The organism is Streptomyces sp. NPDC058664 (genome assembly GCF_042716635.1).
In the GTDB taxonomy this organism is placed as follows: Bacteria; Actinomycetota; Actinomycetes; order Streptomycetales; family Streptomycetaceae; genus Streptomyces.
On record NZ_JBHXRW010000050.1, the window covers coordinates 1 to 11,765 of the forward strand.

An 11,765-nucleotide genomic window follows, 5' to 3' on the forward strand; every position below is an offset into this window, starting at 1 on the left:
GCGATGGCCGGGTCGGACATGGGTGGGTGCTCCTTGGCTTGCGGGTCGGATGCCGTGCGGGTGGGGCGCCGTGCGGTGCGGGTCAGAGGCTGCGGATCTGGCGGGGTGTCGGGAGGCCGCGCGGCTCAGAGGCTGCGGGCCGCGATGTCGCCGTACTCCGTGGTGGCGTGGATGTTCAGCTCGGCGGCGGCGCCCTCCGTGTTCCGGAGGGAGTTGTGCACCCGGCCGTAGGAGGTGCCGGCGTTCAGGGAGGCGGAGACCCCGCGGGCGGCGCCGACCTGGATCCCGCCGGACTGGGTGCGGAGCACGACCGTGCCGCGCACGGCCTCGGCGATCCGGATGTCGCCCCTCGCGGTGCTGATCTCCGCGCCGCCGCCCAGCCGGCCGACCTCGATATCGCCGTCGATCGCGGTGAGGCGGATGCTCTCGGCCTCGTCGATCTTGATCTCGCGGTACGCGCCCTCGAAGGCGATGTCGCCGAGGCGCCCGACGCTCCGGAGTTCGGCGCTGGCCGTCTTCGCCTCGACGCGGGAGCCGGCGGGCAGCTGGACGGTGACCTCGACGGACCCGGAGTTGCCGAGGATCCGGTTCTTCGCCTCCGCCGCCGCGATCCGCAGGACACCGTCGGCGTACTCGACCGTGACCCGCTCGGCCGCCTTCACGTCGCGGCTCTTCGAGGCGTCCGCGAGGAGGACCTCGACGGTGGTGTCGGTGCGGTCGGCGGCGATGAACCGGATGTGTCCGGCGGGGACGTCGAGGACGGCGGCGATGGCGGCGGGGGTGTCGAACTTCTGCATGGTGCTCTCCTTCTTCGTCAGCGTGTGCCCTGTTGGCTCGCTGTTTCCGATGAGTGAAAAGCTACGTTGCGTTCGCGAGGTTGGCAATGAGCTTGTTGCGTTGAGTTGGAATAATTGCAGGTCAAACTAGGAAAGTTGTTGCAACGGCTCTGAAGGTAATGCAACGTCAGCTGGCGAGTTCGTTGCAATAAGGTGCAAGTGAACGCTATGCTGGGGGCGTCAGGGTGCACCGAGGAACATGAAGGAGACCGCGATGCCGGGAGGCAGGCTCACCCAGCAGGAACGCCAGCAGATCGCGCTGGGACTGGCCGACGGCCTCGCCTACGCGGAGATCGCCAGGCGCCTCGACCGTCCGACCTCGACGGTCACCCGCGAGGTGATGCGCAACGGCGGCCCCGCCACCTACCGGGCCGACCTGGCCCACCGCGCCACCGAACGCCGTACGCAACGGCGCAGGCAGGCCGCGCCCCGGACGGCGGAGGCGACTCCGCAGGCCCACGGGCGGGACGCCGAGGCGGTGCGCGAGTACGAGGAGGTGTTCACCACCGTCCTCCTGGCCTCGGGGATGCCCCCGATGATGTCCCGGGTGATGGCCTGCCTCACCCTCACCGACACCGGCAGCCTCACGGCGGCCGAACTCGTCCGGCACCTCCAGGTGAGCCCGGCCTCCATCTCCAAGGCGATCACGTTCCTCGAGGGTCAGGGCTTCGTCCGCCGGGAGCGTGACGAGCGCCGCCGCGAGCGCTACATCGTCGACGACGACATCTGGTACCAGTCGATGATCTCCAGCGCGCGGGCCATCGCCCAGATCGTCGAGACGGCGCGGCAGGGCGTCGGCGTCCTCGGTGCGGACACCCCGGCCGGCCACCGCCTGGAGAACGTCGCCCGCTTCCTCGACTTCGTCGCCGAGAGCAGCATCCGTGCCGCGGAGCAGGCTCGGGAGGTCCTGCACACGAAGGGCCGGGCGCCCTCCGGCGAGCCTGCCGGGCCGGTGGAGTCCTGATCCCGCCCCAAGTGCAACCGTTCGGTTGCACTGTCTGTGATGAAGTGCAACTCTGGAGTTGCACTCACTTTCACGTGGTGCTTCCTACGCGAAGAAGGAGTCCCCCATGAGCGAGGACCGGATCGAACGCGACACCCTGATCGAAGCGCCCCTCGAGCGCGTCTGGACCCTCGTCGCCCAGCCCGGGTTCTGGGTGGCGGACGAGGCGAGCGTGGCCGGGACCGTGGCCCGGGAGGGCGAGTCGATGCTCGCCAGGAACTCGGCCCACGGCGACTTCCCCGTACGCGTCGAGAAGGTCGAGCCGCCGACCTACGTCGCGTACCGCTGGGCGAGCGCCTTCCCCGGGGAGGAGCTGCGCGACGACAACAGCACCCTCGTGGAGTTCACCCTGACGGAGGAGGACGGCGGGACCCGGCTCCGCGTCGTCGAGAGCGGCTTCGCGGCGCTGCCCGGGTCGGAGGAACTGCGCGCCCAGGCGGTACGGGACAACACGGGCGGCTGGCCGCAGGTCATCGACGCGTTCAGGAAGCGCGCCGAGCAGGCGCCGTCCTCGTGACGTCGAAGGAGCCGGCAGGGGCGGGCGGCGGCCCGGCGAAGTCCGGGGGCGAGGGATCCGGGTCCGCCGACGGTGTGCTCGGGGCCCTCGCCGACCCCACCCGGCGGCGGCTGCTCGACCTGTTGGCCGAGCACGGCGAGGCCACCGCGACGGCGCTCGCCGCCGGCCTCCCCGTCTCGCGCCAGGCCGTCGTCAAACACCTGGCCGTCCTCGACACCGCCGGGCTCGTCTCGGCCACCCGCGTCGGCCGGGAGGTCCGTTACGCGGTCCGCCCGGCCGCGCTCGACGCGACCGCCCGCTGGATGTCGGCCCTCGCCGCCGACTGGGACCGGCGTCTCGCCGACGTCAAGCGGACCGCCGAGGAGGGGGGAGAGGTGTGAGGGCGGGGGCCCAGAGAGCCCAGGGGGCACCTGGGTTGAGCCCCCTCGACGCCCGCTCTAGCCCGCGCAGGCCGGGAGGAACTCCAGCCCCTCCGGGGTTCCGAAGCGCACCACCGCGAGGTACGCCTCCGGGTAGTCGCAACCCAGGTCGATCCACTGGAGAGCGAGGGCTGTCCAGACGACGAAGACGGCAAGGAAGAACCAGCGCCAGCCCTTTGACATGTACGCCAGGTACCCGTCGGTCCTGCGGAGGAACCGCTTCCTTGAAGGCTTGTGCCGAGGCGGAGGGCGCTGCGATTCTTTCCGGGCCGTGGACATGATCGGCATCGGCATCGGCATCGGAGTCGGTACGGGGGAGGGCTCATGCGATACCGGTTGCGGGTCGCCGTCGCCATGACGGCGGCTGCGATGACGGCGGTTGTCCTGGCAGGCTGCTCGGGCGGTGACGGCGACGGTGGCAGTGGCGGTGGCAAGGCTTCCGCCGTACCGCCGTCCTCCTCCGCGTCACCGTCGTCTTCGGTGCCGCAGCGGCCCACCCGGGCGGAGGTCGTCGACCGGACGCGTGCGGCCGTCGTCAAGTCGACGGCGTTCCGGCCCGACGCGCCCGGTCCGGCCGGACCGATGCTGATCGAGGCGTGGACGAACGGCACCGCGGCCTGGGCCTGGGAGACCGGCGACCACCGGTTCTGTCACGCCTCGGTGGACGGCGACATGGTCTTCCAACAGGTCTGCGCGACGCACCCGGACGATCCGCCCGTACCGAAGGGCCGGCAGGTCAGCGACCTCGACACCTTGTTCGTGCACGGCTGGGGCCGTATCTTCGCCGCCGACCACCAGGAGGTCACGGCCGCGTCCTGCGGAGGCAGGCCCGTGGAGGTCCTGCGGATCGGCACCGTGGCGAAGGGCGTGCGCACGCTGTACGCCGTGTTCTTCCCGGACTACACGAGGGGCGAGGTGCTGTTGACCCTGCGGCACGGCACCACGACCTCCCGTGTGCCGTTCCCTCTCGGTGACGCCGGTGATCTCTCGTGTACGGCGACGTCCAGCGCCAGGGCCTGATCCCTGACGCGGACCCCTGACGCGGACCCCTGACGCGGACCCCTGACGCGGACCCCTGACGCGGACCCCTGACGGCGGACCCCTGACGGCGGACCCCTGACACGGACCCCTGGTCCGGCTTGTCCCGCCCGACTCACTGGTCGAGCCGGGCCATCCGCTGCCTGTTGCCCTCGTCCGTGGACTGCTGGCTCGCCGACACGAGGACGACCGCGTCGGGGAGGGCGCCGCTCAGGTGGCCGGCGACGGCGGCCGTTGCGGCGGCGAGCCGGTCCAGGATCAGGTCGAGGTCCGGGGCGACGGCCTGGGCGAAGGACCCGCTCGCCTTGACGGTCGCGTGCCGGCCGGTGGCGGCGGTCAGCTCGGCGGTGGTCCTGGCGCGGACGTCGGCGGCGACCTCCCCGAGCTTGCGGGCCGCGAGCCGGTGCTCCTCGTGGTCCACGCGCAGTACGCTGCCGATGCCCCGGCCGGCATCCCCCGCGCCCCCCGCGCCCGCCCCGACTGCCCCTGCTGCCGCGCCCGCCACGCCGGCCGCGGCCCCGCCGGTCGCTCCGGCGCCGACCCCGCCGCCCAGCCCGCCCGAGAGGTCGCCCGGGACCTTCTCCAGGGCGGCCACGTCCGGGTCCGCGAGGAGGGACCTGAGGCTTTGCTGGACGGCCTTCGCGGTGTTCTGGACGCGCTGTGCGGCCCGGGCGGCCGTCCGCTGGGCGTCCGCGGTGACGGTGGCGGCCGCGGTGGCCGCCATCCCCGGTGCGAAGGTCAGCGTGCCGGCTGCGAGGGTGAGGGCGTTGCGGGCGGCGAGCGCGGCCGCCTCGCCCGCGATGGCGAGCCTGAGGGTGTTGATCGTGCCGGGGATCTCGCTCACCGCGAGAGCCAGGGCGTGGGCCGACTTGGCGATGGGCGCCATGTCCTGCTCCATGACCCGGGTCCAGTGCTCGGCCAGCGCGTCCATCGCCTCGCCCTGGCCGGTGGAGAGCAGGCGCTGCATGTGCCGGTTCGCGGCCCAGCCGTCGTCCAGGGTGAACCGGGCGTAGGTGTTCAGGGCGGTCGCCACCGGTGCGTAGCCGGCCTCGTCGACCTCCGGCCATGGGAGGCCGTAGTGCGCGATCACTGCCGCTTCAAGTTCCGAGACGTGTGCCGTCATGCCCTGAACTCCCCGTTGTCACGCGCGTGTTGGTGGCACGCGCCCCCACGTGTGGCGGTCACGGTCTCATGGGCTCCCTGCCGCCACAAGGCGGCCGACGCCTTCGCCGCGGTCCCGTCCGAGGCCCTGCCGCCCCGCCCGACACCTCGCCCGAGGACCTGCGCCCCCGCCCGATATCCCGCCCGGCGGTCAGTCGATGTGCACGATCTGGAAGGCCTCCGCCATCCGGCCCGGGGGCAGCCCGCCGGCCGTCGCGTGTTCGCCGAGCCAGGTGCGCAGCAGGCCGGCGAGGTCGTCGAAGTGGGCCGTCTGCGAGGTGTGGATGCGCAGGGCCTCGACCTTGCGGTCGAAGACGGAGGTGACGTCCACGTACTGGTTCGGGGTGGGGCCGGTCATCAGCCACAGTTCGTGGACGGTCCAGGGCTCCAGGCCCTCGTCCTTGAGCAGTCCGGCGTGGGCGAAGGGGTTGCGGGCCTCGGGGTAGACCGCGCGCAGGCAGGCGTCGCCGACCGCGCGGTGGTCGGGGTGGAGGTCGGCGACCCGGGCCCAGTTGATCTCGGGGGAGGGGATGATGGCGCGCTGCGGCCGTACTTCCCGGATGACCCGGCACAGGTCGCGGCGGAGTTCCACGGAGGCTTCCACGAAGCTGTCGGGGTAGCCGAGGAAGCGGACGTCGGCGACGCCGCTGAGTTGGGCGGAGTGGACCTGTTCGGCGCGGCGCAGGTCCGCCATGGCCTGGCGGGGGAGCCGTTCGTCGTAACCGCCCGCGCCGCCGTCCGTGACGATGCAGTACGTGACGCGGGTGCCGCGCTCGATCCACTGCATGACGGTGCCGCTGACGCAGAACTCGATGTCGTCGGGGTGTGCGGCCACGACGAGCAGCGACTCCGGCGCGCCGCGGTCCGGTGCCGAGTCGGTCTTCGGGTCGGTCGCGGGGTCGGTCGTCGCGTGGTCCTCCATGTCCCTCATGGGGCCAGCCTGTTGGGGGCGAAGGGGCGTCGCAAGACCGAGCCGTGGCGTGAACTGGACATGGCACTTACGCGCCACTCAAAAAATTGGTAGATTCAAATCATTGGGTGTGACGTGTAATGAATGACGATGTGCTTGGAGGGTGACCGGCATGTGCAGGATTCTCGGCTCCTTCGCCGCCGGGGCGGACCGCCCCGAGCCGGCCCAGCTCTCGGCGGTGTCCGCCCGACAGCGCCACGGCGGTCCCGACGAGCACCAGGTGCTCAGCGGGCCCGGCTGGTCCCTCGGCTGCGACCGGCTCGCCGTGACCGACCCCTGCGGCGGACAGCAGCCCTACCGGCTGCCCCACCTCCCCGGCGTCCTCGCCGTCCTCAACGGCGAGATCTACAACCACGCCGAACTGCGCCGCGGCCTCGCCGCCCGTGGTCACCGGTTCCCCGACCACTGCGACGGCACCCTGCTCCCCGCGCTCTACGCCGAACACGGCCCCGCCTTCGCCGAGCACCTCGACGGCATGTTCGCCGTCGCCGTCCTCGACCTGCGCCCCGGCAGCAGTCAACTCGTCCTCGCCGTGGACGACATGGGCATGAAGCCGATCCATCTGCACCACGACCCGTACGACGGCTCCACCCGCTTCGCCTCCGAGATCCCCGCCCTCCTCGCCTTCGAGGGCGTACGGATCTCCCCGCGCGAGGACGCCCTCGACACCGTCCTCGCCGCCCGCACCTCCTTCTCCACGCACACCGCGCTCGACGGCGTCAGCGTCCTGCCGCCCGGCGCCACCGCCCTCGTACGGCCCGGTGCGACGCCCCTCGTACGCCGACGCGGGCCGCACCGCGCCACCCCCGTCGGCGACACCCAGGACGTACTGCGCCACGAAGTGCGCCGGCTCGCGCAGGCCGACGCGCCCGTCTGCGCCATCACCAGCGGCGGCCTCGACTCCGGGCTCGTCACCGCGCTCGCCGCCGAACACGCCCGGGAGACCGACGCGCCGCCGCTGCACACCTTCCACCTCACCTACCGCGGCCGGTGGCCCGCGTCCGAAGCGGCGTACGCCCGTTCCGTCGCCCGCCGCACCCGGACCGTCCACCACGAGGTCGCCGTCGACCCCGACGAACTGAGCTCCCTCCTCACCCGGACCGTCCGCCACCTCGGCCAGCCCAACGCCGACCCCATCACCCTCTCCACGTACGCGCTCTTCCGCGCCGTCCGCGAGAACGGCTTCACCGTCGCCCTCACCGGCGACGGCGCCGACGAACTCTTCGGCGGGTACGACCGCATGCGCGCGGCCCTCGCCGCGCCCGCCGGAGCCGACTGGGCCGGCGCCTACGCCGACGCGCTCTCGGCGGCCCCGCGGCTCCTCCGCGAACACCTCTACACCGCCGACTACCGTGCCTACATCGCCGATCAGGGGTCCGCCGCCGACCGCATCGAGCAGGAGCTGGGCTCGGCCGAGGCCGTCGGCGCGGACCGGCTCACCGCGATGACCGCCTTCGAGACGCGCTGGCGGCTTCCCGCGTACCACCTGCGGCGCGTCGACCACCTGTCCATGGCCTGGGCCGTCGAGGCGCGGATGCCGTTCTGCCAGCCGTCCGTCGTGACGCACGCCCGCGCGCTGCCGACGGCGGCGCGCACCGGGAAGCGCGCGCTGTACGAGGCCGGGGCGGAGCTGCTGCCCCCGGCGGTCCTGCGGCGGCCGAAGCAGCCGTTCACACTGCCCGTCTCGGCGATGCTCGCGCCCGGCAGCCCGCTCCTGGAGACCGTCCGGGAACTGCTCTCCCCCGCGCGGCTCGTCCTCGGCGGAAAGGTCCGCGCGGACCGGGTCCGGAAACTCCTCGCTCGCCACGCCGAACGCCCCACGCAGCAGGACGCCCTGACGCTGTGGGCCCTCGCCGTCCACGAACTGTGGACGGAGGTCGTGCAGGGCATGCGGATCCCGGTCGGCTGTGCGGCCTGAAACCCCGGGACCTCCACGTCCCGGACCCGGCCGGCCCGGAGGCCCGGGTGCGCCCGGCGCCCCTGCGGACCCGGCCGCCCGTGGCCTCACACGCCCGGAGCTGCCCGGCGGCCGTGCGGGCCTTGCGACGCCCGGTGCGGACCTTCGCCCCACCCGTGTGGGCCTTGCGACGCCCGGTGCGGGCAGCTTCGCCCCGCCCGGTGCGGACCTTCGCCCCACCTGTGTGGGCAGTCGCTCCGCCGGGGTGATGGGGGTACCCCCTGCTCGAGCGGAGTCGAGAGCTTGGGGGAGGGTGGGCACACGGGACGGCGCCCTGGGTGGCGCGGGCGCTCGGGGTGGGGCACAGGGGGCGGAGGCGCCCGCAAGGGCGCCGTCCGTTGTGCCCACCCGTCCCGCCCCAGCGGGACGAATGCCCACGACGGCGGGACGGGCCTCCGTCACCGTCGTGCGGGCTCTCGATGCGCCTGGGCCCACCCTCGTCGTGCGGAGTGACCGGCTGCCGCCCGGCGCCCTCGGTCTCGGGGGTGAGCTGGCGCGCTTGCGCCAAGCCCTCGCCCGTACCCCCTACGCCCGCCTGGGCAAGATCGCCCTGTACCGCCCGGGGCCCACGCTCGACTACCGCTTCGTCCAGGCCCTCCCGGGCGGCGGGTTCGACTTCCGGGCCGGGTGCGGGCACTCGCTGCTCGCCTGTGTCGTCGCCGAGGGGCGCCCCGGGCCCGTCGTCGTCCGGGCCGTGACCACCGGCGACACCGTCCTCTGCGAACCGCAGCCGTACGAAGACGCCTACACGCTCAGCTTCCTCAAGGCCCCCACCGCCCCCGGTGTCCTCCCCACCGGCCGGCCCGTCGACGTCCTCGACGACGTCCCCGTCTCCCTCGTGCGCTACGGCAACCCGTACGTCTTCGTCGACGCCCGGCACCTGCCCGGGCCCGATCCCGCCCTCCACGACCGGCTCCTCGCCCTCCGCGCCGACGCCGCCCGCCTCCTCGGGCACCCGCCCCACTCCGCCCTCCCCAAGATCGCCGTCTTCACCGCCGGGTCCGGCGGGCTCTCCGTCCGGGCCCTCACCGTCGGCGGCTGGCACCCCCGGCTCGCGCTCACCGGGGCCGCCGCCCTCGCCGCCGCCGGGGCGCTCGACGGGACCGTCGTCCCGCCCGTGGACGGCGAGGTCCGCACCCCCGGCGGCACCGTCACCGTCTCCACCGCACCCGACCGCGTCCGCGTCCACCACAAGCGCGCCGAGGTGCTCGAAGAGCTCGAACTCCCCTGGCGTATCCACGCAACGGCGTGAACGCGCACCCCGCTCACCAGGCCCCGGGTCCCTTTCCTCTGCCACGCTGAAACGGACCGGCCATCGGTATCCGTGGGGAGAGCAGACACACATGAAATTCGAGAATCTGCGTGTCGTCGTGACCGGCGCGTCCCGCTATTTCGGTCGCGCGCTCGCCGTCGGTTTCGCCCATCTCGGCGCCGAGGTCTACGTGTCGGCGCGGACCGTGGAGGCGGCCGAACGCACCCGTACCGAAGTCATGGGTTCGGCCCGTGACCGTATCCACGCCTTCGGCTGCGACCTCAGCAAGCCCGCCGAGATCCGCGAGTTCGCGGCTCGCGTGGGCGAACACACCGACCGTGTCGACCTGCTCGTCAACAACGGCGCCCGCTGGCTCGACGGCATGGACCTGGAGGCGGCGAGCGACGCCGAGATCGTGGAGACGATCGAGTCGACGGCCGGCGGCACGGTCCTCATGGTGAAGCACTTCCTGCCGCTGCTCCGTGGTTCGCTGCGCCCCGACATCGTCAACATGGTCGCCGTCCGCGACGCCGAGGGCGCCTCCGCCGCGACCGCCGGCGCCGCCCACGAGGCCTTCTGGGCGGCGAAGAGCGCGCAGGCCGGATTCGCCGACATCCTCTCGCGCCGGCTGCGGCCTTCCGGAGTCCGCGTCTTCTCCCTCTTCCCGCCGGACTTCTCGACCTCCGACCCGCGCTTCGCGGAATGGGACGGATCGAATCCGGACGGAATGGCGCCGGACGAGAAGCTGACCACCCAGGCCCTTTTCGAATGCATCGTGTACGCCGTCGAACAGCCCCGCGACTGCTTCATCCGCTCGTTCCACTTCGAGCCCCGCTGACGCCATTCGTCAAGCCGCCCGTGAAGACGCCCGCAAAGCCACCCGCAAAGAAACCGTGACCCGCTGACCGCCCTGCGCCGACAGCGCGCCCGCCCGAACGCGACCCGCTGAAGCCCACCGCACCACAGCGTCAAGGAGGTCCCATGAGCACCCCTGTCTGGATCACCGCGACCCCTCCCGCCACCCACGGCGAACTCCACATCGGCCACCTCGCCGGGCCGTACGTCGCCGCCGACGTCCTCACCCGCTACCTGCGCGCGGAGGGCGAGGAGGTCCGGTTCACCACCGGCACCGCCGACCACGCCAGCTCCGTCGAGGTCCGGGCGCTGCGCCACCACCGCAAGCCCGAGGAGGTCGCGGAGGGCTACCGCGCCGCGATCACCGCCGACTGGCTGCGCTCGGGCGTGGAGTTCGACCACATCGTGCGTCCGCGCCGCGACAAGGGATACGGGCGCTGGGTGCAGGACCTCTTCGGCCGTCTCTTCGCGCAGGGCGTGATCGCCCCGCGCACCCGGCTGCTCCCGTACTGCGAGCCCTGCGACCGCTGGTTGTACGGGGCGCACGCGACCGGCACCTGCCCGCACTGCGGCGCGGTCAGCGAGGGCGGCATGTGCCACGAGTGCGCCCGCCCCAACGACGGCGGCGACCTCATCGCCGCCCGCTGCGCCCTCTGCGACACCCCGGCGGTCGCCCGTCGCTGCCGCCGGCTCTACGTGCCCCTGGAGCCGTTCCGGGAGACGCTCGCCGACTACTGGGCGACGGCGGGCCTGCCGCCGCGTCTCGCGGCGCTGTGCGAGTCGCTCGTCGAGGACGGCCTGCCGGACATCGCGGTCGGGCACCCCGCCGAGTGGGGTCTGCCGGTGCCGGTCGAGGGCTTCCCCGAGCACCGGATCGACGGCTGCTTCGAGGCCGCCGCGATGCACCTCTTCGGCTACGACACGAAGGGCCCGCTGCCCCGCCGCGCCATCCACTTCTGCGGCTTCGGGCACGCCTTCCGCCACGCGGTGCTGCTGCCGGTGCTGCTCCTCGCGCAGGACGTCAAGCTGCCGCAGGACTTCAACGTCAACGAGTCGTACGTCATCGAGGAAGGCGTCCAGGAGGGCAACGTCTGGGCGCTCGACCTGCTCACCGAGTACGGCTCCGACACCCTGCGCCGCCACGTCCTCCAGGCCCGTCCGCTCGGCCGCCGCACGGTCTTCCGGCGGGAGCGGCTCGCCGCCGCCCGCCGGGAGCTGGACGAGAACTGGAACAGCTGGCTGTCCCGGCTCTTCGCGGCCGTACGGGAGGAGTGCGGCGGTCTCGCGCCGCAGGCGCTGCCCGGCGGCACCGGCTGGGAGATCCTGGAGCGGCGGCTGCACCGGGGCGTGGACGACCTGCGCGAGGCGTACGGCCCCGACGCGTTCGATCCGCGCCGGGCGGTGGCCGTCCTCGACGAGATGGTCCGTTCGACGGCCGACTTCGGTCATGTCAACGCCCATGAGCGGTGCCGGCCCAGCATCTCCTGCCGGCATCTTCCGGCGCTTGCCGCGCAGTTGGCGGTGGCCTCCGCCCTGTCGGCGTGGTCGCGGCCTGTGATGCCGGAGGGCGCCGACCGGCTGGCGTCGGCGCTCCAGACGGTGCCGGGGCGCCCGGTCGACCGGCACGCCCTGACGCCTCCCCTCCCGGGGACACGCCTGGCACCTCCGTCGGGCCCGGTCTTCGGGTTCTGATCCCCTCCTCCCACTCGCTACTACTAAGCAACTAAGTAGACAAGTAACTGCGTACTTCACGATCT

The 11,765-nt window shown here is 73.0% G+C and carries 12 protein-coding genes; 8 read left to right on the forward strand and 4 right to left on the reverse strand.

The genetic code is table 11. The features are described from left to right. Positions 1 to 125 precede the first annotated feature (125 nt). Positions 126 to 797 (reverse strand): DUF4097 family beta strand repeat-containing protein, encoded by a 672-nt coding sequence (locus tag ACFWUY_RS30995; RefSeq protein WP_384117376.1) that lies wholly within the window; start codon positions 795 to 797, stop codon positions 126 to 128. A 253-nt stretch (positions 798 to 1,050) separates the two neighbouring features. On the opposite strand from ACFWUY_RS30995, the gene ACFWUY_RS31000 reads away from it, so the two are divergent. From ACFWUY_RS31000 to ACFWUY_RS31010, 3 genes are all read left to right on the forward strand, one after another. Then, positions 1,051 to 1,800 carry a helix-turn-helix domain-containing protein gene (locus ACFWUY_RS31000; protein WP_384117515.1) on the forward strand — a complete coding sequence of 250 codons (750 nt, stop codon included), beginning with the start codon at positions 1,051 to 1,053 and terminating at the stop codon, positions 1,798 to 1,800. 106 nt (positions 1,801 to 1,906) lie between these two features. Further along, the gene (locus tag ACFWUY_RS31005; protein WP_384117379.1) at positions 1,907 to 2,356 is read left to right on the forward strand and encodes an SRPBCC domain-containing protein; all 450 of its coding nucleotides are present in this window, start codon (positions 1,907 to 1,909) and stop codon (positions 2,354 to 2,356) included. Positions 2,357 to 2,430: 74 nt separating this feature from the next. Next, positions 2,431 to 2,736 (forward strand): ArsR/SmtB family transcription factor, encoded by a 306-nt coding sequence (locus tag ACFWUY_RS31010; protein WP_384117518.1) that lies wholly within the window; start codon positions 2,431 to 2,433, stop codon positions 2,734 to 2,736. Positions 2,737 to 2,793: 57 nt separating this feature from the next. Here ACFWUY_RS31010 and ACFWUY_RS31015 read toward each other — a convergent pair whose 3' ends face one another. After that, positions 2,794 to 2,958: a hypothetical protein gene (locus ACFWUY_RS31015; protein WP_384117382.1), complete on the reverse strand. Its 165-nt coding sequence runs from the start codon at positions 2,956 to 2,958 to the stop codon at positions 2,794 to 2,796. 141 nt (positions 2,959 to 3,099) lie between these two features. Here ACFWUY_RS31015 and ACFWUY_RS31020 point away from each other — a divergent pair, with 141 nt between their 5' ends. Next, a complete protein-coding gene (locus ACFWUY_RS31020) occupies positions 3,100 to 3,795 on the forward strand; it encodes a hypothetical protein (RefSeq protein WP_384117385.1) in 696 nt (231 codons plus the stop codon). 133 nt (positions 3,796 to 3,928) lie between these two features. On the opposite strand, the gene ACFWUY_RS31025 is transcribed toward ACFWUY_RS31020, so the two are convergent. Together ACFWUY_RS31025 and ACFWUY_RS31030 are read right to left on the reverse strand one after the other, a co-directional pair. Further along, positions 3,929 to 4,936, reverse strand: a complete 1,008-nt coding sequence (locus tag ACFWUY_RS31025) for a hypothetical protein (RefSeq protein WP_384117388.1) — start codon at positions 4,934 to 4,936, stop codon at positions 3,929 to 3,931. Positions 4,937 to 5,125: 189 nt separating this feature from the next. Further along, a complete protein-coding gene (locus ACFWUY_RS31030) occupies positions 5,126 to 5,905 on the reverse strand; it encodes a PIG-L deacetylase family protein (protein ID WP_384117391.1) in 780 nt (259 codons plus the stop codon). A 151-nt stretch (positions 5,906 to 6,056) separates the two neighbouring features. On the opposite strand from ACFWUY_RS31030, the gene asnB reads away from it, so the two are divergent. From asnB to ACFWUY_RS31050, 4 genes are all read left to right on the forward strand, one after another. Continuing rightward, positions 6,057 to 7,862, forward strand: coding sequence for an asparagine synthase (glutamine-hydrolyzing) (gene asnB / locus ACFWUY_RS31035; RefSeq protein WP_384117394.1), 1,806 nt, complete (start codon positions 6,057 to 6,059; stop codon positions 7,860 to 7,862). A 481-nt stretch (positions 7,863 to 8,343) separates the two neighbouring features. Further along, complete coding sequence (locus ACFWUY_RS31040) at positions 8,344 to 9,153, forward strand: PrpF domain-containing protein (protein ID WP_384117397.1); 810 nt, start codon at positions 8,344 to 8,346, stop codon at positions 9,151 to 9,153. Between the two features lie 91 nt (positions 9,154 to 9,244). Continuing rightward, positions 9,245 to 9,991 carry an SDR family oxidoreductase gene (locus ACFWUY_RS31045; protein WP_384117400.1) on the forward strand — a complete coding sequence of 249 codons (747 nt, stop codon included), beginning with the start codon at positions 9,245 to 9,247 and terminating at the stop codon, positions 9,989 to 9,991. 143 nt (positions 9,992 to 10,134) lie between these two features. After that, on the forward strand, positions 10,135 to 11,700 hold the full coding sequence (locus ACFWUY_RS31050; RefSeq protein ID WP_384117403.1) for a class I tRNA ligase family protein: 1,566 nt from the start codon (positions 10,135 to 10,137) through the stop codon (positions 11,698 to 11,700). Positions 11,701 to 11,765 lie beyond the last annotated feature (65 nt).